29 protein-coding genes and 1 pseudogene are annotated in these 18,548 nt (G+C 63.9%); all 30 read right to left on the bottom strand.

Annotated features, from left to right (window positions below; all coding sequences use genetic code 11):
* Nucleotides 1-72: 72 nt before the first annotated feature.
* The 30 genes and pseudogenes from MH112_RS10840 to MH112_RS10695 all read right to left on the bottom strand — a co-directional run bounded on the left by MH112_RS10840 (nt 73) and on the right by MH112_RS10695 (nt 18,356).
* Complete coding sequence (locus MH112_RS10840; protein ID WP_296567645.1) at nt 73-1,320, bottom strand: ectonucleotide pyrophosphatase/phosphodiesterase; 1,248 nt, start codon at nt 1,318-1,320, stop codon at nt 73-75.
* 130 nt (nt 1,321-1,450) lie between these two features.
* Nucleotides 1,451-1,864 (bottom strand): 50S ribosomal protein L17, encoded by a 414-nt coding sequence (gene rplQ / locus MH112_RS10835; protein ID WP_296567643.1) that lies wholly within the window; start codon nt 1,862-1,864, stop codon nt 1,451-1,453.
* Nucleotides 1,865-2,046: 182 nt separating this feature from the next.
* Nucleotides 2,047-3,062: pseudogene (locus tag MH112_RS10830) on the bottom strand (DNA-directed RNA polymerase subunit alpha).
* A 74-nt stretch (nt 3,063-3,136) separates the two neighbouring features.
* Nucleotides 3,137-3,526, bottom strand: a complete 390-nt coding sequence (gene rpsK / locus MH112_RS10825; RefSeq protein WP_183777088.1) for a 30S ribosomal protein S11 — start codon at nt 3,524-3,526, stop codon at nt 3,137-3,139.
* 16 nt (nt 3,527-3,542) lie between these two features.
* Entirely contained in the window at nt 3,543-3,911 is a 369-nt protein-coding gene (rpsM, locus tag MH112_RS10820; protein ID WP_293319335.1) for a 30S ribosomal protein S13, read from the bottom strand.
* Between the two features lie 216 nt (nt 3,912-4,127).
* Nucleotides 4,128-4,700 (bottom strand): adenylate kinase, encoded by a 573-nt coding sequence (locus tag MH112_RS10815; RefSeq protein WP_296567639.1) that lies wholly within the window; start codon nt 4,698-4,700, stop codon nt 4,128-4,130.
* 60 nt (nt 4,701-4,760) lie between these two features.
* Nucleotides 4,761-6,113, bottom strand: a complete 1,353-nt coding sequence (secY, locus tag MH112_RS10810) for a preprotein translocase subunit SecY (protein ID WP_296567636.1) — start codon at nt 6,111-6,113, stop codon at nt 4,761-4,763.
* 145 nt (nt 6,114-6,258) lie between these two features.
* Nucleotides 6,259-6,747 (bottom strand): 50S ribosomal protein L15, encoded by a 489-nt coding sequence (gene rplO / locus MH112_RS10805; protein WP_296567633.1) that lies wholly within the window; start codon nt 6,745-6,747, stop codon nt 6,259-6,261.
* Between the two features lie 89 nt (nt 6,748-6,836).
* On the bottom strand, nt 6,837-7,025 hold the full coding sequence (gene rpmD, locus MH112_RS10800; RefSeq protein ID WP_296567844.1) for a 50S ribosomal protein L30: 189 nt from the start codon (nt 7,023-7,025) through the stop codon (nt 6,837-6,839).
* A complete protein-coding gene (rpsE, locus tag MH112_RS10795) occupies nt 7,022-7,633 on the bottom strand; it encodes a 30S ribosomal protein S5 (protein ID WP_296567631.1) in 612 nt (203 codons plus the stop codon). The genes rpmD and rpsE overlap by 4 nt, the downstream gene beginning before the upstream one ends.
* A gap of 10 nt (nt 7,634-7,643) precedes the next feature.
* A complete protein-coding gene (gene rplR / locus MH112_RS10790; RefSeq protein WP_296567628.1) occupies nt 7,644-8,000 on the bottom strand; it encodes a 50S ribosomal protein L18 in 357 nt (118 codons plus the stop codon).
* Between the two features lie 3 nt (nt 8,001-8,003).
* A complete protein-coding gene (gene rplF, locus MH112_RS10785; RefSeq protein WP_296567626.1) occupies nt 8,004-8,537 on the bottom strand; it encodes a 50S ribosomal protein L6 in 534 nt (177 codons plus the stop codon).
* Nucleotide 8,538: 1 nt separating this feature from the next.
* Nucleotides 8,539-8,934, bottom strand: a complete 396-nt coding sequence (rpsH, locus tag MH112_RS10780) for a 30S ribosomal protein S8 (RefSeq protein ID WP_293319349.1) — start codon at nt 8,932-8,934, stop codon at nt 8,539-8,541.
* A gap of 9 nt (nt 8,935-8,943) precedes the next feature.
* Entirely contained in the window at nt 8,944-9,249 is a 306-nt protein-coding gene (gene rpsN / locus MH112_RS10775) for a 30S ribosomal protein S14 (RefSeq protein ID WP_296567623.1), read from the bottom strand.
* A gap of 20 nt (nt 9,250-9,269) precedes the next feature.
* Nucleotides 9,270-9,827, bottom strand: a complete 558-nt coding sequence (gene rplE, locus MH112_RS10770; protein WP_293319353.1) for a 50S ribosomal protein L5 — start codon at nt 9,825-9,827, stop codon at nt 9,270-9,272.
* Nucleotides 9,820-10,134 (bottom strand): 50S ribosomal protein L24, encoded by a 315-nt coding sequence (rplX, locus tag MH112_RS10765; protein ID WP_296567842.1) that lies wholly within the window; start codon nt 10,132-10,134, stop codon nt 9,820-9,822. The genes rplE and rplX overlap by 8 nt, the downstream gene beginning before the upstream one ends.
* Nucleotides 10,134-10,502 carry a 50S ribosomal protein L14 gene (rplN, locus tag MH112_RS10760; RefSeq protein WP_056018090.1) on the bottom strand — a complete coding sequence of 123 codons (369 nt, stop codon included), beginning with the start codon at nt 10,500-10,502 and terminating at the stop codon, nt 10,134-10,136. The genes rplX and rplN overlap by 1 nt, the downstream gene beginning before the upstream one ends.
* A 16-nt stretch (nt 10,503-10,518) precedes the next feature.
* Entirely contained in the window at nt 10,519-10,770 is a 252-nt protein-coding gene (gene rpsQ / locus MH112_RS10755; RefSeq protein ID WP_296567621.1) for a 30S ribosomal protein S17, read from the bottom strand.
* 11 nt (nt 10,771-10,781) lie between these two features.
* A complete protein-coding gene (gene rpmC / locus MH112_RS10750; protein ID WP_293319368.1) occupies nt 10,782-10,976 on the bottom strand; it encodes a 50S ribosomal protein L29 in 195 nt (64 codons plus the stop codon).
* Nucleotides 10,976-11,404 (bottom strand): 50S ribosomal protein L16, encoded by a 429-nt coding sequence (gene rplP, locus MH112_RS10745; RefSeq protein WP_293319370.1) that lies wholly within the window; start codon nt 11,402-11,404, stop codon nt 10,976-10,978. The genes rpmC and rplP overlap by 1 nt, the downstream gene beginning before the upstream one ends.
* 12 nt (nt 11,405-11,416) lie before the next feature.
* Nucleotides 11,417-12,169 carry a 30S ribosomal protein S3 gene (gene rpsC / locus MH112_RS10740; protein WP_296567616.1) on the bottom strand — a complete coding sequence of 251 codons (753 nt, stop codon included), beginning with the start codon at nt 12,167-12,169 and terminating at the stop codon, nt 11,417-11,419.
* Nucleotides 12,169-12,549 (bottom strand): 50S ribosomal protein L22, encoded by a 381-nt coding sequence (gene rplV, locus MH112_RS10735; protein WP_293319374.1) that lies wholly within the window; start codon nt 12,547-12,549, stop codon nt 12,169-12,171. The genes rpsC and rplV overlap by 1 nt, the downstream gene beginning before the upstream one ends.
* Nucleotides 12,550-12,551: 2 nt before the next feature.
* Nucleotides 12,552-12,830: a 30S ribosomal protein S19 gene (gene rpsS / locus MH112_RS10730; protein ID WP_296567612.1), complete on the bottom strand. Its 279-nt coding sequence runs from the start codon at nt 12,828-12,830 to the stop codon at nt 12,552-12,554.
* A gap of 3 nt (nt 12,831-12,833) precedes the next feature.
* A complete protein-coding gene (rplB, locus tag MH112_RS10725; protein WP_296567610.1) occupies nt 12,834-13,670 on the bottom strand; it encodes a 50S ribosomal protein L2 in 837 nt (278 codons plus the stop codon).
* A gap of 4 nt (nt 13,671-13,674) precedes the next feature.
* Entirely contained in the window at nt 13,675-13,974 is a 300-nt protein-coding gene (locus MH112_RS10720; RefSeq protein WP_296567607.1) for a 50S ribosomal protein L23, read from the bottom strand.
* Entirely contained in the window at nt 13,974-14,612 is a 639-nt protein-coding gene (rplD, locus tag MH112_RS10715) for a 50S ribosomal protein L4 (RefSeq protein WP_296567605.1), read from the bottom strand. The genes MH112_RS10720 and rplD overlap by 1 nt, the downstream gene beginning before the upstream one ends.
* On the bottom strand, nt 14,612-15,358 hold the full coding sequence (rplC, locus tag MH112_RS10710) for a 50S ribosomal protein L3 (RefSeq protein WP_296567602.1): 747 nt from the start codon (nt 15,356-15,358) through the stop codon (nt 14,612-14,614). Before rplC ends, rplD begins: the two co-directional genes overlap by 1 nt.
* 12 nt (nt 15,359-15,370) lie before the next feature.
* Nucleotides 15,371-15,679, bottom strand: a complete 309-nt coding sequence (gene rpsJ / locus MH112_RS10705) for a 30S ribosomal protein S10 (protein WP_004616952.1) — start codon at nt 15,677-15,679, stop codon at nt 15,371-15,373.
* Between the two features lie 290 nt (nt 15,680-15,969).
* Nucleotides 15,970-16,818, bottom strand: a complete 849-nt coding sequence (locus MH112_RS10700) for a DUF2807 domain-containing protein (protein ID WP_296567599.1) — start codon at nt 16,816-16,818, stop codon at nt 15,970-15,972.
* Between the two features lie 83 nt (nt 16,819-16,901).
* Nucleotides 16,902-18,356: an adenosine deaminase gene (locus MH112_RS10695; RefSeq protein WP_296567597.1), complete on the bottom strand. Its 1,455-nt coding sequence runs from the start codon at nt 18,354-18,356 to the stop codon at nt 16,902-16,904.
* Between the last annotated feature and the right edge of the window lie 192 nt (nt 18,357-18,548).

The raw sequence follows: 18,548 nt of genomic DNA, 5'->3' as shown, positions 1-18,548 counted from the left end.
GAGCACCGCTGGCGTCCAGGCTGACCCGCGGCGACCGAAGGAGTCTGCTGTGAATTCTCTGACACCAGGAGCCTACTGCGTCAGAGCCGCTTCAAGGGCCGCTGGATCGCCCTGGTTGGGTTCTGCCGCCAGGGCCAGAAGCCGGGCCAGCAACGGATAGACATCGACGTTTTCGAGGGTGGGGATCCTCATGTTGGATCGAAACGCCGGCCCGGCTGCGATGAAGATCGAGGCCATCGCAGGATCGGCAGGGTCATAGCCATGCGCACCGCCCACAAGGGGCCTGCGCTCAGCCGCGCTCTGCGGCAGGATCTCCCAGCCGGTCTGGGCCAGGCAAAAGAGGCTGGCGACCCGGGGGTGATGACCAAACGCCAGGCGCTCGGGCAACTCGCCCTTTCGCCAACACTCCATATGCGGGTGCGGTCGCAGTAAGGCCGCCTCCACCTGCATCCGACGCCCTTCGGCAGGCTCGAAGGTCAGGTGCGGGCCCGTGGACAGGACCAGGCCATCAGCCGGCGACACCAGGTCCTCCAGCCGGACAATGCGCGACCGCGAGGTGGCGGCCATGCCGTGGTCAGAAACGACGATCAGATTGGCACTGGCCAGCAGGCCCTGCCCCTTCAGCCCAGCTACGAGCTGACCGATGGCCGCGTCAGTGCGGGCCAGGGCGGCGTCCAGTTCCGGGCTGTCGGGGCCAAACCGGGGGCCATAGGTGTCCACCTCATCGAAATAGAGGGTCAGAAAGACGGGACGTTCAGCCTTGGGGACATCCAGCCAGGCCAGCAGGCGGGCAACCCGGTCGGGCGCACTCATCGTCTGGTCAAAGGTCATCCAATGGGAAGGCTGCACCCCGGCTATGGGGGCCTCTGAGCCCGGCCAGAACAGGGTTGCGGTTTTCAACCCTGCCCGCTCGGCGCTGACCCATATGGGCATGGCCCCGTTCCACCAGACCGGATCGGTGACCTCATGCCGGTCGCCCAGGCGGGACACCCGGCCGGGCAGCGCTGGATCAGTCATGACATTGTCGATGATCCCGTGGCGATCTGGGCGCAGCCCCGTGACCAGGGTGTAGTGGTTGGGAAACGTCTTGGTGGGGAAGGATGCCTTCATCTCCGCCTGAACCCCGCGCGCCGCCAGGGCCGCCAGGTTCGGGGTCACGCCCCGGTCGAGATAGGCGGGATGGAAGCCGTCTATGGAGATGAGAACGACGGGGCCGCCCGGTACCCTCGCATCTTGGCCCAGCGACGGGGCGGCGGTGGCACAGGCTGAAAGGCCCAACAGGACCGTGAGGAGTAACAGGGCGCGGGGGATCCGGGTCATGGGCTCTTGTTACCTCGCCTCGATGACAGCTTGAGCGCGTCGAAGGTCGCCTGAAGCCTAAAGCCGCGACCATAGAAAAACCCCCAGGCATTGCCACCTGGGGGTTTCAAATCGTCAGACCAACGGGACCTTAGTCCTCGGCAAAAGCCTCAGGCTTGGGGCCGCTATCCTTGCCCTTTTCGGACGGATCGCGGTCTACGAACTCGATGACAGCCAAGGGCGCGTTATCGCCATAGCGATAGCCAGCCTTGAGCACGCGGATATAGCCACCGTTGCGGGCGCTGTAGCGCGGGCCGAGGGTGGAGAACAGCTTGCCCACCTGCTCCACGTCACGGACGCGGCTGATAGCGATACGACGGGCGTGCAGGTCGCCGCGCTTGGCCAAAGTCACCAGCTTCTCCACGAAGGGACGCAGTTCCTTCGCCTTGGGCAGGGTGGTCACGATCTGCTCGTGCTTGATCAGGCTGGCGGCCATGTTGGCGAACATGGCGGTCCGGTGGGCGCTGGTGCGGCCCAGTTTGCGGTGCGCGTAACCGTGGCGCATATCTTACTCTCCTGGGCTATCCAGCCCGCCTGGCGGTCCCGCATCTGCGGGGCGACGCCTTGTGTCACCTATCCCAGCCTGCTCCCGCCTGGGTCATAACGAAGCGCCGGAACCCTCCACCGCTGGTGCGGCTTCACGGGGTCCAGGCCGCCGAAGCGGCCCGGAATCAGCGCGAACACGTCCTACATCTGGTCTTCGAACTTCTTGGCGAGGTCTTCGATGTTTTCCGGCGGCCAGTTGGGCACGTCCATGCCCAGGTGCAGCGCCATGCCGGCCAGGACTTCTTGATCTCGTTCAGCGACTTTCGGCCGAAGTTCGGGGTGCGGAGCATCTCGGCTTCGGTCTTTTGGATCAGGTCGCCGATGTAAACGATATTATCGTTCTTCAGGCAGTTGGCCGAACGGACCGACAGTTCGAGCTCGTCGACCTTCTTCAGCAGGGCCGGGTTGAACGGCAGTTCCGGCTTGGCTTCGCCTTCGACCTTCTTCTTCGGCTCTTCGAAGGTGATGAAGATCTGCAGCTGGTCCTGGAGGATGCGGGCGGCATAGGCCACTGCATCCACGGGGCTGACGGCACCGTTAGTCTCCACTTCCATGATCAGGCGATCATAGTCGAGGCTCTGGCCCTGGCGGGTGGGCTCGACGCGATAGGCGACGCGCTTCACCGGCGAATAGAGAGCGTCCACGGCGATCAGACCGATGGGGGCGTCCTCTGGGCGGTTCATCTCAGCCGGGACGTAACCCTTGCCGGTCTGGACCGTGAACTCCATGCGCACGTTGGCACCGTCATCCAGGGTGCAGAGCACGTGGTCAGGATTGAGGATCTCAATGTCCGAGGGGGTCTCGATCTGGCCGGCGGTCACCACGCCAGGCCCCGTGGCGCGCAGGGTCATGCGCTTGGGGCCCTCGGCATGCATACGCACAGCCAGCTGCTTGATGTTCAAGACGATGTCGACGACGTCTTCACGAACACCTTCGAGGGAGGAGAACTCGTGGACCACGCCGTCGATCTGGACGGCGGACACCGCCGCGCCCTGGAGGGAGGACAACAGAACACGGCGCAGGCTGTTACCCAGCGTCACACCGAAGCCACGCTCGAGAGGTTCAGCGACGATGCGCGCCTTGCGGCTGGCGTCAGAACCGGTCTCGATTTGCGGCTTTTCGGGACGGATGAGCTCGTTCCAGTTTCTTTCGATCACGGATGGGTGTCCCTAAACGCAGGATCGCCGGCCGCGAAACGCGGGCCGGCGTTGGGGGATGCGAAAGCCAGGCCTTAGACGCGCCGGCGCTTGGGCGGACGGCAGCCGTTGTGCGGGATCGGCGTCACATCACGAATGGTGGTGATGGTCATGCCAACCGACTGCAGCGCCCGCAGCGCCGATTCCCGTCCCGAACCCGGGCCGGACACGTTCACTTCCAGGGTCTTCACGCCGTGCTCAGCGGCCTTGCGGCCAGCATCCTCAGCCGCCATCTGGGCGGCATAGGGGGTCGACTTCCGCGAGCCCTTGAACCCCATCATCCCGGCCGACGACCAGGAAATGGTGTTCCCCTGCGCATCGGTGATCGTGATCATGGTGTTGTTGAACGAGGCGTTCACGTGCGCCACGCCGGAGGTGATGTTCTTGCGCTCACGCCGTTTGACGCGCGCCGGTTCTTTGGCCATCGGCTAAGCTCTCTTATTATTTCTTCTTGCCGGCGATCGGCTTGGCGGGGCCCTTGCGGGTGCGCGCATTGGTGTGGGTCCGCTGACCGCGGACCGGCAGGCCCTTGCGGTGACGCAGGCCGCGATAGCAGGCCAGATCCATCAAACGCTTGATGCTGACCGCCGTGTCGCGGCGAAGATCGCCCTCGACCAGGTAGTCGCGGTCGATGGTTTCACGGATTTGCAGCACCTCAGCGTCGGTCAGCTGGTTCACGCGCCGCGCGGGCTCGAGACCTACCTTCTGAACGATTTCGGCGGCCTTGGCCTGACCGATGCCGTGGATGTACTGCAGCGCGATCACGACGCGCTTGTTAGTCGGAATGTTGACGCCTGCGATGCGGGCCACTGGGGTATTCTCCTGGTCACGCAGAGATGCGCGAACGGCGCCTGGCGACCTATGGGTTGCCGTGCGTCCTTCGCGCCCTTTCGCGGAAGCGCCCCGTTATATGGATCGTTGCGTTTCCGTCAATGGCGGAACGACACATTTCTGTGCGCTCCGTGGGCGAAGGTGGGGACTCCGTGAACAACGGCGCCCTCAAGTTTGGGTTGTGCGGGTCGAGCCCTAGGGGCGCGGTGCCCCCATGGCCCGGTCGATGGCCTGGGCCACCGCGTCGATCGCCTCCATGCCGTCCACCTCAACCAGTTTGTTCTGGCCTTGGTAGTAGGGCAGCAGGGGTGCGGTCTGGTCGTTATAGGCCCCAAGGCGAACCTTGAAGCTTTCGGGATTGTCGTCAGGTCGGGCCGTCTCAGCGTACCGCGTGGCGATCCGGTCCATCAGAGCCTGGTCGTCAACCTTGAGTCGGATGACCAGGTCAATCTTGGCGCCGCGCCCCGCCAACATGGCGTCGAGGGCTTCTGCCTGGGCCAGGGTGCGCGGGAAGCCGTCAAAGATGGCGCCGCCAGCCTTTTCGGTCTCCTCAAGCCGCTCTTCGATCAGGGCGATGACGATCTCGTCCGAGACGAGCTCGCCACGCTGCATGATCCCCTCAACCCGCTTGCCGAGCTCAGAGCCCGAGCTGATCGCCGCGCGCAGCATGTCCCCCGTTGAGAGCTGGACCATGCCCTTCTCGCTCACCAGCCGCTTGGCCTGAGTGCCTTTTCCCGCCGCCGGCGGACCAAACAAAATCAGGTTCATCTTCGAAATACCCTCCCCCACCGGCCAAATTTGGCGCGGCGTATAGCGCACAGTCCCCCTTTAGGACCGTCCGCGACCGCCCCGCAGCTTCGACTTCTTGATGAGGCCTTCGTACTGATGGGCGAGCAAATGAGATTGGATCTGGGTCACGGTGTCCATGGTGACCGTAACCACGATGAGGATCGAGGTGCCCCCCAGATAGAAGGGCGCGTTGTAAAATCCGATCAAAGCTTCAGGCAGCAGGCAGACAATGGTGATGTAGGCCGCCCCGATCACCGTCAAACGGGTGAGGACGTAATCAAGGTACTCCGCCGTTCGTTTTCCAGGCCGTATCCCCGGCAGGAACCCGCCGTACTTTCGGAGGTTCTCCGCCGTGTCATCCGGGTTGAAGACGATGGAGGTGTAGAAGAAGCAGAAGAAGATGATCAGGGCACCATAGAGCACCATGAACAGGGGCTGACCGTGCTGCAGCGCGCCGACCGTGCCCGGCAGCCACTGCGCCCAGGGCGGCAGGTCGGCTGTTGCCAGGAAGCCCATGACGGTGGTGGGCAACAGCAGCAGGCTGGAGGCGAAGATCGGCGGGATCACGCCGGCGGTATTGATCTTCAGCGGCAGGAACGAGGTATCGCCGCCAACCATGCGGTTGCCCTGCTGGCGCTTGGGATATTGCACCAGGAGGCGGCGCTGCGAGCGCTCCATGAAGACGATGGCGATGACGACGGCGATGGCGATGCCCATGATCAGCAGCATGCCGACGCCCGAGAGCGCCCCGGTCCGGGTCATGGAGAACATCTGCCAGATCCCCCGCGGCAGCACCGCGATGATACCGGCGAAAATGATCAGCGAGATACCATTGCCGACCCCGCGGCTGGTGATCTGCTCACCCAGCCACATCAGGAACATGGTGCCACCGGTCAGTGTCACCACGGTGGTGGCGATGAAGAACGGCCCGGGATCCTGAACCAGACCCTGGCTGGCGCTGAGACCCATGGCGATGCCGAAGGACTGGAACACGGCCAGCACAACGGTGAGATAGCGGGTGTATTGGTTGAGAGTCTTGCGACCAGCCTCCCCACCCTCTTTCCGGAGCTTCTCCCAGGGCGGATAGACCGCACCGAGCAGCTGCACGATGATCGAGGCCGAGATGTAGGGCATCACGTTCAGGGCGAAGATCGCCATCCGTTCCACGGCACCGCCGGAGAACATGTTGAACATGCCAAGAATGCCGCTGGCCTGGCCCTCAAAGGCCTGGGAGAACGCGATCGGGTCGATCCCTGGGATCGGAATATAGGTCCCCAGGCGATAGATGATCAGCGCCAGAAGGGTGAAACCGATGCGCTTATGAAGCTCCGTCGCCTTCTGAAAGGCGCCGAAGTTCAAGTTGGCTGCGAGTTGTTCGGCGGCCGAAGCCATTTAGATCCCCGCGTCTAAGAACCGGTCACACATAGGGGAGGCCCGGGCGCATGTCACTGGCCTCAGCCAGGCATGCGGTGAAAGCGCCCTGCCCTCCGCCGGTCACCCGGCGAATGACGGGAGCGCTCATGGGCGTCCGTCGACCTTAGCCTTCCGAACCAGCTTCGGTCTGCGGGCGCAGGGTGGTCACCGTGCCCCCAGCCTTTTCCACAGCTGCGATCGCCGAGGCTGAGGCCGAATAGACAGTGATGTTGATCTTGGTGTTGATCTCGCCCTTGCCCAGCAGACGGACGCCGTCCTTCTCCCGACGCAGAACGCCCGCGGCGACAAGCACCTTGGCGTCGATCGCGGCCTTGGCGTCGAGCTTGCCGGCGGCAATGGCCTGCTCCAGGCGCCACAGGTTCACCTCTGCGAAGTCCTTGGGGCGATGCATGTTGAAGCCGCGCTTGGGCATCCGCATGTGGAGCGGCATCTGGCCGCCCTCGAAGCCCGCGATGGACACGCCGGTCCGGGACTTCTGCCCCTTCACACCGCGGCCAGCGGTCTTGCCCTTGCCCGAACCCGGGCCGCGACCCACGCGCATGCGGCCCTTAACAGAGCCTTCGCGGGGGGACAGTTCGTTGAGCTTAGTCATAGTCGCCTCTCCTCAGAGATCTAACGCCGGGGAGAACCCCGACTCGGCTGAAATCAAAGCCCCTAGGGGCGGGTCTTGGGGTGGACGGCCTAGCCCTCCACCACCTCAACCATGTGCTGCACCTTGCGGATCATGCCACGCACCGAAGGCGTGTCGTCCAGGGTGGCGACGCGACCAACCCGGTTCAGGCCCAGGCCCACCAGGGTGGCGCGCTGATCCTTGGCCCGGCGGATCGGGCTGGCAGTCTGACGAACAGTAAGGCTGGCCATATCGCTTATCCTTCAGCGTCGGCGGCGACGGCGCTCTCGGACGAAGCGCCATCTGAACGGCGGCCGATCACGTCGCTGACCTTCTTGCCGCGCTTGGCGGCGACCTGGCGCGGAGACGCCTGGGCCTTGAGGGCCTCGAATGTGGCGCGCACCATGTTGTAGGGGTTGGACGAGCCCACCGACTTGCCGACCACGTCCTGGACCCCGAGGGTTTCCAGAACCGCGCGCATCGGGCCGCCGGCAATGACGCCGGTGCCGGGAGGTGCCGCGCGGACCATGACCTTGCCTGCGCCCCAGCGACCGTTGCCGTCGTGATGCAGAGTGCGGCTCTCGCGGAGCGGCACGCGGATCATGGACTTCTTGGCTTCTTCAGTGGCCTTGCGGATGGCCTCAGGCACTTCACGCGCCTTGCCATGACCAAAGCCCACGCGGCCTTTCTGGTCACCGACCACCATCAGAGCGGCGAAGGAGAACCGACGGCCCCCCTTAACGGTCGCTGCGACGCGGTTGATGTGCACCAGCTTCTCGACGATGTCGCTGTCGGCGCGGTCTTCCGCGGGGTTCCCGCGATTGCGGTCCCGGCGTTCACCGCCACCGCGTTCGTTTCCACGAGCCATTCGCTTACCCTTAGAAGTTCAAGCCGGCTTCACGCGCGGCATCGGCCAGCGCCTTGATCCGACCGTGAAAGATGTAGCTGCCGCGATCGAAGACGACGTCCTTGACGCCTTTTTCGATAGCGCGCTGAGCGACCAGGGCACCGACGCGAGCGGCCGCGTCCTTGTCCGAGCCCTTGGATGGCTTATCGCCCTCCAGAGACGAGGCTGCAGCCAGGGTGACGCCACGCTCATCATCGATGACCTGGGCGTAGATGTTCTTGTCCGAACGGAAGACCGACAAACGCGGGCGACCGTTGGACAGTGCACGAAGACGCCGGCGATTCCGCTCGGCGCGGCGCTTGGAGGTGTCACGGGGAGAGAGCGCCATGGCTTACTTCTTCTTGCCTTCCTTACGACGGACCTTTTCGCCCGCGTAACGAACACCCTTGCCCTTGTAGGGCTCAGGCGGACGGATCCGGCGAATGCGGGCCGCGGTCTCACCGACCAGCTGCTTATCAATGCCGCTGATCTTGACTTCGGTCTGCTTGGGCGTGGCGAAGGCCACACCCTCCGGGGCTTTGATCTCAACGTCGTGGCTGAAGCCCAGCTGCATGGAGAGCATGTCGCCCTTCATGGCCGCACGATAGCCAACGCCGACCAGTTCCAGGGTGCGCTCGTAGCCATCGGTGACCCCGACGACCATGTTGCTGACCAGGGTGCGGGAGAGACCCCACATGGCCTGAGCCCGTGTCGTATCGACCTTCTTGGCCAGAACGAGCTCGGTGCCCTCCTGACGGATTTCGATCTCCTCGGCGACCGTCCAGGCGAGTTGCCCCTTGGGACCCTTCACCGTCACGGTCTGACCCGAGATGGTCACCTGCACCCCGTTCGGGACGGGAACCGTCTTCTTTCCGATACGAGACATATCAGTAGACCCTGCAGAGCACTTCGCCGCCCACATTCGCGTCGCGGGCAGCGGTGTCGGACATGACGCCCTTCGGCGTCGACAGGATCGAGATCCCGAGGCCGTTCTTGATCGGCTTCAGGTCCTTGATCGACGAATAGACGCGGCGGCCCGGCTTGGACACGCGACGGATCTCAACGATCACCGGCGCGCCGTCGAAGTACTTGAGTTCGATCTCAAACTCCGGGAAGGCACCGGGCTTCTGCACCAGCTGATAGCCGCGGATATAGCCCTCTTCGGCGAGCACATCGAGGACGCGCGCGCGCATCTTCGAGGCCGGCGTGGAGACCTTGCTGCGGCCGCGCATCGCGGCGTTCTTGATCCGGGCGATCAGATCGCCAATGGGGTCGTTTACCATGGGCCCCTCCTACCAGCTCGACTTGACGAGGCCGGGGATATGCCCCGCCGAACCGAGATCGCGCAGGGCGATACGGCTCATCCTCAGCTTACGATAGTAGCCGCGCGGGCGGCCGGTGACTTCGCAACGGTTACGAATCCGCACCTTGGACGAACTGCGCGGCAGCTCGGCGAGCTTCAGGCGGGCTTCGAAACGTTCTTCCAGGGGCAGGCTCTCATCATTGGCAATCGCCTTCAGCGCGGCGCGCTTTTCGGCGTATTGCTTGACGAGGGCTTTGACCTTCTCGTTGCGGTTGACTGCGCTTTTCTTGGCCATGTCTCTATCCTTCCCCGTTCCTAAGCGTTGAACGGGAACTGGAATTCCCGGAGAAGCTGTCGGGCTTCGTCGTCGGTCTTCGCAGTCGTGCAGACGATGATGTCCATGCCCCAGACCTGATCGATCTGGTCATAGTTGATCTCGGGGAACACCAAGTGCTCCTTCAGGCCCATGGCATAGTTGCCACGACCGTCAAACGAGGTCGGCTTCAGGCCGCGGAAGTCCTTCACCCGCGGCAGAGCGATGGTCACCAGGCGGTCAAGGAACTCGTACATCCGATCCTTGCGCAGGGTCACCTTCGCGCCAATCACCATGTTCTCGCGCAGCTTGAAGCCGGCGATGGACTGGCGGGCGCGGGTGGGTGCTGGCTTCTGACCCGCGATCTTGGTCAGGTCGGTGATCGCCGACTGGATCTTCTTGCTATCAGCAACGGCTTCGCCGACGCCCATGTTCAGGACGATCTTGTCCAGCTTGGGGATCTGCATTTCGTTGGTGTAGCCGAACTGCTCCTTCATCGCCGCGCGGATGCGCTGGCGATATTCGGTCTTCAGCCGGGGTTCGTAAGCTTGATCAGCCATTGATAACCTCGCCGGTCGTCTTGGCGACGCGAACCTTCTTGTCGCCATCCACCTTGAAGCCGACGCGGGTCGGCTTGCCGTTGGAGTCGACAATGGCCACGTTCGAGACGTGAAGCGGCGCTTCCTTGTTCTTGATCCCACCCTGGGGATCGCCTTGCGTCGGACGGGTGTGACGCTGAACCATGTTCAGGCCTTCCACCACAACGCGCTCTTCCTTCGGCATCACGCGGACAACAGAGCCCTGACGGCCCTTGTCCTTGCCAGTGAGGACGACAACGCGGTCGCCCTTCTTAATCTTAGCCGCCATCACAGCACCTCAGGCGCAAGCGAAATGATCTTCATGTGGTTCTTGGCGCGCAGTTCGCGGGGAACCGGGCCGAAGATCCGCGTGCCGATCGGCTCGCTCTGCTTGTTGACGATCACCGCCGCATTCTTGTCGAAGCGGATGACCGAACCGTCCTTGCGCTTGATGGCCGACGAGGTGCGGACCACGATGGCCTGCAGAACGTCGCCCTTCTTCACGCGACCACGCGGGATGGCTTCCTTCACGGAGACGACAATCTTGTCGCCCACGCCGGCATAACGCCGACCGGCGCCGCCCAGGACTTTGATGCACATCACACGACGGGCGCCGGAATTATCGGCGACTTCGAGGTTAGTCTGCATCTGGATCATTAGAAGCGATCCTCTCTTATGTCGCTGACTGGGCGGTCTGCTTAGGCAGGACCTCCCAGGTCTTGAGCTTGGACTTCGGCGCGCACTCGATGATACGAGCCCGCTCGCCGATCTTGTAGGTATTGGCCTCGTCGTGCGCGTGATAGCGCTTCGAGCGACGAACAATCTTCTTCAGCACCGGGTGCAGGATGGTCCGTTCGACACGGACCACGATGGTCTTGTCGCCCTTATCGGAAACGACCACGCCTTCTAGAATACGTTTCGGCATCAATGGTCTCCTTAGGCCGAAGCCTGCTTGCCGCGCAGGATGGTCTTCAGCCGGGCGATGTCCTTGCGGATCTCGTTGACTCGGTGGGTCTTCTCCACCTGGCCCGTCGCCGCCTGGAAGCGCAGGTTGAACTGCTCCTTCTTCAGGTTCAGCAGCGACTCGGCGATCTGATCGGGGGTCATGCCCCGGACGTCAGCGGCTTTCATCACGCGTGCTCCGCGATAGGATCGATGCGGGTGACGATACGGGTCTTCACCGGCAGCTTGGCAGCGCCAAGGCGCAGGGCCTCACGGGCGATATCGTCGGGAACCCCGTCGATCTCGAACATGATGCGGCCAGGGTGAACCCGGGCGGCCCAGTATTCCACTGAGCCCTTGCCCTTACCCATACGGACTTCGGCAGGCTTGTCGGTGACGGGAAGGTCCGGGAAGATCCGGATCCACACCCGGCCCTGACGCTTCATCTGGCGGGTAATCGCCCGACGCGCGGCCTCGATCTGGCGCGCCGTGACGCGCTCAGGCTCAAGGGACTTCAGGCCATACGAGCCGAAGTTCAACGTGAAGCCGCCCTTGGCCGCACCATGGATGCGACCTTTGAACTGCTTCCGAAACTTGGTCTTCTTAGGAGACAACATGACTTGTAATCCTTACGCGCCAGCCTGGTCGCGGCGGTCGCGGCGCGGGCCACGATCGCTACGATCATTGCGGCCACCGCCCTCGCCGGCCGGACCGGACTCAGTCGCCAGACGCTTGTCCAGGGCCATGGGATCGTGCTCGAGGACTTCACCTTTGAAGACCCAGACCTTGATGCCGATGATGCCGTAGGTCGTCTTGGCCTCAGCGAACCCGTAATCGATGTCCGCACGGAGGGTGTGCAACGGCACGCGGCCTTCGCGGTACCACTCCATACGGGCGATTTCCGCACCGCCAAGACGGCCCGAAACATTGATGCGGACGCCCTTGGCACCAAGGCGCATGGCCGACTGCATCGAACGCTTCATGGCGCGACGGAACGCAATCCGGCGCTCCAGCTGCTGGGCGATGTTCTCCGCCACCAGCTGAGCATCGGTCTCGGGCTTGCGGATCTCAACGATGTTGAGGTGCACATCGCCGTCCGTCAGGGCCGACAGGTCCTTACGGAGCTTGTCGATGTCAGCACCCTTCTTGCCGATGATGACACCCGGCCGCGCGGCATAGATGGTCACCCGGCACTTCTTGTGCGGACGCTCGATGATGATCCGGGAAACACCAGCCTGGGCCAGGCGCTTCTTCAGTTCCGTACGGATCTTCAGGTCTTCATGCAGCAGCCGCCCGTAGTCACGGCCATCGGCGAACCAGCGGCTGTCCCAGGTGCGGTTGATGCCGAGGCGAAGCCCGACTGGATTGATTTTCTGACCCATCAGGCAGCCTCACCAAGTTCGCGGACCACGATGGTGATCTCGGAGAAGGGCTTCTCAACCCGCGAGGCGCGGCCACGCGCACGGGCATGGAAACGCTTCATCACCAGGTTCTTGCCCACGAAGGCCTCGGCGACGACCAGGGAGTCGATGTCGAGGTTGTGGTTGTTTTCCGCATTGGAAACGGCCGAATACAGCGCCTTTCGCACATCGCGGGCGATGCGCTTCTGGCTGAATTCGAGCTCGTTCAGAGCCTGCTGGACCTTGAGGCCGCGGATCGACTGGGCCACCAGGTTCAGCTTCTGAGGGCTGATCCGCAGGGTCCGAACCTTGGCCATGGCCTCGACGGACGCCAGGCGGCGCGCTTTCGCTTGCTTGGCCATGACTACTTCCTCTTGGCCTTCTTGTCGGCCGCGTGGCCCGGGAAATACCGGGTCGGAGCGAATTCGCCGAACTTCATGCCGACCATCTCTTCAGAGACCAGCACGGGCACATGCTTGTGGCCGTTGTGGACGCCGAAGGTCAGGCCGACGAACTGCGGCATGATGGTGGAGCGACGCGACCAGGTCTTGATCGTGTCCTTGCGGCCGGAGCTTTGAGCAGCTTCGGCCTTCTTGAGCAGGTATCCGTCGACAAACGGACCTTTCCAGACGGAGCGGGTCATGACTTAGCGGGCCTTCCGAGCATGGCGCGAGCGGATGATGAACTTATCCGTCGTCTTGTTGGTGCGGGTCTTGCGTCCCTTGGTCGGCTTGCCCCACGGGGTCACCGGGTGGCGACCGCCAGAGGTCCGGCCTTCACCACCACCGTGCGGGTGGTCGATCGGGTTCATGGCCACGCCGCGGACGTGAGGACGACGACCCTTGTGGCGCGACCGACCGGCCTTACCCAGGACTTCGTTCATATGGTCCTGGTTGGACACTGCACCGACCGTGGCCATGCAGGTGTCTTGGACCATCCGCAGCTCGCCGGAGTTCAGGCGGATCTGCGCGTAGCCAGCGTCACGGCCAACCAGCTGGGCGTAGGCACCCGCCGAACGGGCCACCTGACCGCCCTTGAGGGGCTTCAGCTCGATATTGTGAATGATCGTGCCGATGGGCATGCCGCGCAGGGGCATGGCGTTGCCCGGTTTCACGTCAGCCTTTTCAGCGGCGATCACCTCATCGCCCGCCTTCAGGCGCTGCGGGGCCAGGATGTAGGCCAACTCGCCGTCAGCATACTTCACCAGGGCGATGAAGGCCGTGCGGTTGGGGTCATACTCCAGGCGCTGAACCACGCCGACCACGTCAAATTTCCGACGCTTGAAGTCGACCTTGCGGTACAGGCGCTTGGCGCCGCCGCCGCGGAAGCGAACGGCGATACGGCCACCGCCACCACGACCGCCGGACTTGGTCAGGCCCTCGACGAGGGACTTCTCAGGCCGACCCTTGTGGAGCTCGGACTTGTCGACCAGCACCAGGCCGCGACGGCCAGGTGAAGTCGGATTGAATTGCTTCAAGGCCATCGGATCAGAGCCCCGTGGTGATGTCGATCGACTGGCCTTCGGCCAGCGTCACGATGGCTTTCTTGACGTCGGAACGACGACCGGTGATGCCGCGGAAACGCTTGGTCTTACCCTTGACGTTCAAGGTGTTGACCTTGGTCACGGTGACCTTGAACAGCGTCTCGACAGCGGCGGCGATCTCATCCTTGGACGCATCGGCGGCGACCCGGAAGACAACCTTGTTCTGCTCGGAAAGCAGGGTCGCCTTTTCGGTGATCACCGGCGCCAGGACGGTGTCGTAGTGGCGGGCGGTAGGCACAGCCATCACGCAGCTTCCTTCTCAGAGAACCGCGCATTGATCGCTTCCACCGCATCCTTGGTGAGGACCAGGGTGTGACGACGCAGCACGTCATAGACGTTCAGGCCGGCGTTCGGCAGGACGTCCACATTGGGGATGTTGCGCGCGGCCAGGCGGAAGTTGCCGTCCACTTCAGGACCGGCGATGACCAGAGCATTGGTCAGGCCGAGCTTGGCGAAGTTGGCGCGCAGGGCAGCGGTCTTGGCCTCCGGGATCGTCGCGGAGTCCAGAACCACAAGGGCCCCAGCCTTGGCCTTGGAAGACAGAGCATGACGGAGGGCCATGGCGCGGATCTTCTTGGGCAGATCGAAGGCGTGGCTGCGGACCACGGGACCGTGGGCCTTGGCGCCGCCGACGAACTGAGCCGCCCGGCGCGAGCCGTGACGGGCGCCGCCGGTGCCCTTCTGCTTGTACATCTTCTTGCCGGTACGCGAGACTTCGTTGCGCACCTGGATCTTGTGCGTGCCCGCACGGCGCTTGGCCAACTGCCAGGTCACGCACCGCTGCAGGATGTCGCCGCGGATCTCTTCGATGCCGAAGATGGCGTCAGACAGCTCAATCGAGCCGCCCTTTCCGCCGTCGAGGGTGATGACGTCGAGCTTCATTATTCCTGCCCCTCCGCAGCCGGCTCTTGAGCCGGAGCTTCTTCGGCGACGGGCGCGGACGCCGCGCCACCGGCCTTGCGGACGCCAGCCGGCTTCGGCGCGTCAGCCGGCAGAGCCGACTTCACCGCGTCGCGGATCTTGACGAAGGAGCCCTCGGAACCGGGGACCGCACCCTTGACCAGGATGAGGTTACGCTCGGCATCAACCCGCCAGACGGTCAGGTTCAGGGTGGTGACGGTCTCGACCCCATAGTGGCCGGCCATCTTCTTGCCCTTGAAGGTCTTGCCCGGATCCTGGCGCTGACCCGTCGAACCGTGAGCCCGGTGGGACACGGACACGCCGTGGGTGGCGCGCATGCCCCCGAAGTTCCAGCGCTTCATGGCACCGGCGAAGCCCTTACCGATGGTCACGCCGGTCACGTCGACCTTTTGGCCGGGGACGTAGTGCTCGGCGCTCAGTTCAGCACCGACATCGACCAGGTTGTCTTCCGACACGCGGAATTCACCGAGGGTCCGCTTGGGCTCGACCTCGCCCTTGGCGAAGTGGCCGCGCAGGGCCTTGGTGGTGTTCTTGGGTTTTTTGAAGCCAGCGCCGAGTTGGAGGGCCACGTAGCCGTCCTTCTCCTGAGTGCGCTGAGCCACCACCTGGCAGCCTTCAAGGCTGAGGACGGTGACAGGCACATGGACGCCGCTTTCATCGAAGAAGCGCGCCATGCCCAGCTTTTTGGCGATCACGCCGGTACGCATCGGCTGGTCCCCTTAGAGCTTGATCTCGACGTCCACGCCGGCGGACAGGTCGAGCTTCATGAGCGCGTCCACGGTCTGCGGGGTGGGGTCGACAATGTCGAGCACGCGCTTGTGCGTGCGGATCTCAAACTGCTCGCGCGACTTCTTGTCGACGTGCGGCGAGCGGTTGACGGTGAATTTTTCGATGAGGGTCGGCAGGGGGATGGGACCCCTGACGGTGGCGCCGGTGCGCTTGGCCGTGTTTACGATCTCACGCGTGGAATGATCCAGCACGCGGTGATCGAAGGCCTTGAGCCGGATGCGGATGTTCTGACGATCCATATCGCTCTTAATTTTCCCTACAGACGGCGGTCCGCCCGCGTGACTTTGACCATTTCAAAGACCAACTCCGGAACCCCCAAAGCGAGAGGTGCCGTACGCGTAGCCCGCAAAAACGAATTCGGCCCTCGCGTCGCCGCGAAGGCTACCCCTAAGAACGCTGTGTTATGTCACGGCCTCAGGTCGTTCTGCGGACCGCGTCTGCGACAGAAGCCGCACAGCCGGTCCAACAGGAAGCGCGGTAGTACAGAGGCGACTCGCCTGCGTCAAGGGCCGCGAGCCGCCCCCGGCCCTTAAGATGACTCACCCACTCGGATATCCCCCGACCCGATGACCGAGCGGTTTACGGCTCCGGTCACTTCGCGCACGCGGATATCACCAGATCCGACGATCGCAGCCTGAAGGCTGCGGGCCTCACCGTCAAACCGGACATCCCCTGAGCCGGTCACAGAGGCTGACATGGCGTCGACCTTGCCGGCCGCCACCTCCACGTCGCCAGAGCCCGCCAGATTGACCTTCAGGCTCGATCCGGTGAGCGTCGCCACCTTCACGTCGCCGGAGCCCGCCAGGTCCACCGCCAGGGGCCCGGAAACCTGACGCACGGCCATGTCGCCTGATCCTGCTACCCTCAGGGTCGCTGCGCTGGCCGCCCCGGCCCGCATGTCGCCAGATCCCGCCAGGGTGGCGTCGAGCTTGCCGCTGATATTGGCCATGGTCCATTCTCCGCAGCCGGCATTGGCGATCTTCAGGGATTGGCTACGGCCGACCACACCAAACACTGCCCCTCCCACCTTAAGATCCACGGCCATTGGCGTGCGGATCACCACCTGAGGCATGTCCGCATAGGCCACCTCACCAACACCCGAGACCGTGACCGAGGATCGCTCCCCTCGGGCTCTACAGCTGCGGATGCTGCGGTCGAGGTCCCCATCGATGATGACCAGGGCCCCCTCGGTGCGGACGGTCAGGGGAAGGCTTGGATTTGTGGTCAGAATGTCCACCTGGATGTCCTGGCGGGCCTCAGGCGTAACCACAACCCGAGCCACGGCGTCGCGCACCTCCACGGAGGGCGCGGCGTGGGCGGCGGTAGCCAGAGACAGTCCTGCCGCCACAACGCCGAGGGTAAAGATTGAACGGGTCATGTGCCGCTCCCTTTATTGATCTGCTCAAAGGCTAGCGGGGGCCAGACCCCAGGGCAGCTTAAATCGAGGTCATGACTTTCTGGTCATCTGCGCGAGCGCCCTCTGAAGCCTGCCTCGAAGTTGGCCAGCAGGGCCTCATGGCGCCATTGCTCACGGGCCTTGTCGCTGGACGAGACCAGGGCCGCACAACCGCCCCGGGGCTCCGATGCGCCAATCTGACCTCGGCATGCCGGCGCTGGCCGCCGGTACTGGCCAGGATCGGACCAGAGCCCCTCCCCCGCCAGGAAGGAAAAGGCCAGGGCATTTCGGGCTGAACGTTTCAGGTCGGCATAGTCGGCACCATAGGCCACTGCGCGCTCGTACTCATGGGACAGGTCGATCCGCAGGAGCCCGGAGTCGTCTGTGGACAGGCTCACCGGAATGCCCCGCTCCAGGAACCAGGCAAAGGGGTGATCCTCTGGGGTGAACTTCAAGATGACTTCGTTCGAGGAGAGGTTGACCTCAATCAGGATGCCCGCCTGGGCCATCTCGGCCGCCAGGACCTCGGCGTCGGTCTCGTGGGGGAGAGCCACCCCATGGCCAATCCGCCGGGCCCCGGCGATACGCACTGCCTGGCTGATGTGATCACGCAGGTGCTCCGGCGGCGCATAGTCAAAGGTCAGCTCGCCGGCGTGAAGAGCGGCCGGTGCCAGGTGCCCCTGCTTTGTCAGAAAGCCCACCATCTCCATGTGCAGGCGGTAGTTCCCCAGTGCGGTCGGGTGATCCTCGGGCGCCACCATCTGCAGGCCGACCCAGCGGCGGTCGGCCTGGACCAGGGCGACCCCCAGCTGCAGCTGGGCAAAGGTCGCCTCAGGGGGAATGATCCGGGTGGTCTGGACCAGATATCGCACGGTGACCTGGCATCCCGGCCTCGGATTTGGGGTATCGCAGGCCAGCACCTCCCGGGCGCGGGCCTCCATGACGTCCGTCTGGGCAATGGCGGCGTCCACCACAGCCGCAAGCCCTGCCGCTTCAATCTCTGCCTTCATCTGCGACAGGTCAGACTTCAGCCCGACCTTGAGGCCAAGCGCCGCCGAAGCCGCGCCCTGTGGGGTCACCATAGCCTCCAGATAGAAGGTGTTCTGGTGGGCCAGATCCTCCATGACCGTGGCCAGGCGGTCTCCCCCTCGGGCAGGTCCGACCGCGCCAATGCGGCCAAAGACGCCAAAGAACTGGTCATGGCCTGAGCGGTCCAGAAAACCCGGCTGACGGGTGCTCAGACTGTCGAGGATGTCTGAATAGAGCACCTCATCGGCCATGGCCTCCGCCACGGGGCGGAGGTTCTGGCCCTCACAGGGCGGGCGGGCCAGGGCCAGGGTCGATACGTCAACACAAAGACCATCCTCCACCGCCCAACCGAGCAGGGTCTCGGCAAAGATTCCGCCGGAGATGTGGTTGTGCAGTTCCCCGCCCTTGGGCATCGCCTTGGTAAAGGCAACCCGAGCCCCGGCACTCATGGTCGAAAGGTCGGGCTCGGCGGCCTGAGCCGGGCCCGTCATAACAAGCGCGAGGACAAGGGCACTCAGGCGCAACGTCCAACGTTCCATGATCGCACCCCCAGGCATCTCCCCTGCCCTGCCGATAGCATAAGACCCGGGAAGACACAGGCGCCCCTGGGTCGAGGTTTCGATGGGTGGAGGTTTCGAAATGGCAAAGGCCGCCGGGGTTTCCCCCGGCGGCCCTTGGTCTTG

The sequence above is a fragment of the Phenylobacterium sp. genome, from assembly GCF_022402485.1.
In the GTDB taxonomy this organism is placed as follows: Bacteria; Pseudomonadota; Alphaproteobacteria; order Caulobacterales; family Caulobacteraceae; genus Phenylobacterium.
Note: the sequence above shows the minus strand (reverse complement) of the source record. Positions and strands in the feature narration are given on the sequence as shown.

Bases quoted from the DNA above. Each gene is read 5' to 3' on its own strand.
- MH112_RS10720 (WP_296567607.1), bottom strand. From the start codon at position 13,974: ATGGCTGTGCCTACCGCCCGCCACTACGACACCGTCCTGGCGCCGGTG.
- rpsE (WP_296567631.1), bottom strand. From the start codon at position 7,633: ATGGCTCGTGGAAACGAACGCGGTGGCGGTGAACGCCGGGACCGCAAT.
- rplQ (WP_296567643.1), bottom strand. From the start codon at position 1,864: ATGCGCCACGGTTACGCGCACCGCAAACTGGGCCGCACCAGCGCCCAC.
- rplB (WP_296567610.1), bottom strand. From the start codon at position 13,670: ATGGCCTTGAAGCAATTCAATCCGACTTCACCTGGCCGTCGCGGCCTG.
- rpsC (WP_296567616.1), bottom strand. From the start codon at position 12,169: ATGGGTCAGAAAATCAATCCAGTCGGGCTTCGCCTCGGCATCAACCGC.
- MH112_RS10815 (WP_296567639.1), bottom strand. From the start codon at position 4,700: ATGAACCTGATTTTGTTTGGTCCGCCGGCGGCGGGAAAAGGCACTCAG.
- MH112_RS10700 (WP_296567599.1), bottom strand. From the start codon at position 16,818: ATGACCCGTTCAATCTTTACCCTCGGCGTTGTGGCGGCAGGACTGTCT.
- rplX (WP_296567842.1), bottom strand. From the start codon at position 10,134: ATGGCGGCTAAGATTAAGAAGGGCGACCGCGTTGTCGTCCTCACTGGC.
- rplO (WP_296567633.1), bottom strand. From the start codon at position 6,747: ATGACTAAGCTCAACGAACTGTCCCCCCGCGAAGGCTCTGTTAAGGGC.
- rpsS (WP_296567612.1), bottom strand. From the start codon at position 12,830: ATGACCCGCTCCGTCTGGAAAGGTCCGTTTGTCGACGGATACCTGCTC.
- rpsJ (WP_004616952.1), bottom strand. From the start codon at position 15,679: ATGGATCGTCAGAACATCCGCATCCGGCTCAAGGCCTTCGATCACCGC.
- MH112_RS10840 (WP_296567645.1), bottom strand. From the start codon at position 1,320: ATGACCCGGATCCCCCGCGCCCTGTTACTCCTCACGGTCCTGTTGGGC.
- rpsK (WP_183777088.1), bottom strand. From the start codon at position 3,526: ATGGCCAAAGAACCGGCGCGCGTCAAACGGCGTGAGCGCAAGAACATC.
- rplP (WP_293319370.1), bottom strand. From the start codon at position 11,404: ATGTTGTCTCCTAAGAAGACCAAGTTTCGGAAGCAGTTCAAAGGTCGC.
- rpsN (WP_296567623.1), bottom strand. From the start codon at position 9,249: ATGGCCAAGAAAAGCGCAGTCAACCGCAACGAGAAGGTCAAAGCCCTC.
- secY (WP_296567636.1), bottom strand. From the start codon at position 6,113: ATGGCTTCGGCCGCCGAACAACTCGCAGCCAACTTGAACTTCGGCGCC.
- rplF (WP_296567626.1), bottom strand. From the start codon at position 8,537: ATGTCTCGTATCGGAAAGAAGACGGTTCCCGTCCCGAACGGGGTGCAG.
- rplC (WP_296567602.1), bottom strand. From the start codon at position 15,358: ATGCGTACCGGCGTGATCGCCAAAAAGCTGGGCATGGCGCGCTTCTTC.
- rplR (WP_296567628.1), bottom strand. From the start codon at position 8,000: ATGGCGCTCTCTCCCCGTGACACCTCCAAGCGCCGCGCCGAGCGGAAT.
- rpsH (WP_293319349.1), bottom strand. From the start codon at position 8,934: ATGGTAAACGACCCCATTGGCGATCTGATCGCCCGGATCAAGAACGCC.
- rpsQ (WP_296567621.1), bottom strand. From the start codon at position 10,770: ATGCCGAAACGTATTCTAGAAGGCGTGGTCGTTTCCGATAAGGGCGAC.
- rplE (WP_293319353.1), bottom strand. From the start codon at position 9,827: ATGGCTGATCAAGCTTACGAACCCCGGCTGAAGACCGAATATCGCCAG.
- rplD (WP_296567605.1), bottom strand. From the start codon at position 14,612: ATGAAGCTCGACGTCATCACCCTCGACGGCGGAAAGGGCGGCTCGATT.
- rplV (WP_293319374.1), bottom strand. From the start codon at position 12,549: ATGGCCAAGCAAGCGAAAGCGCGCCGCCTGGCGTCCGTCGAGGCCATG.
- rpmC (WP_293319368.1), bottom strand. From the start codon at position 10,976: ATGAAAGCCGCTGACGTCCGGGGCATGACCCCCGATCAGATCGCCGAG.
- MH112_RS10695 (WP_296567597.1), bottom strand. From the start codon at position 18,356: ATGACGGGCCCGGCTCAGGCCGCCGAGCCCGACCTTTCGACCATGAGT.
- rplN (WP_056018090.1), bottom strand. From the start codon at position 10,502: ATGATCCAGATGCAGACTAACCTCGAAGTCGCCGATAATTCCGGCGCC.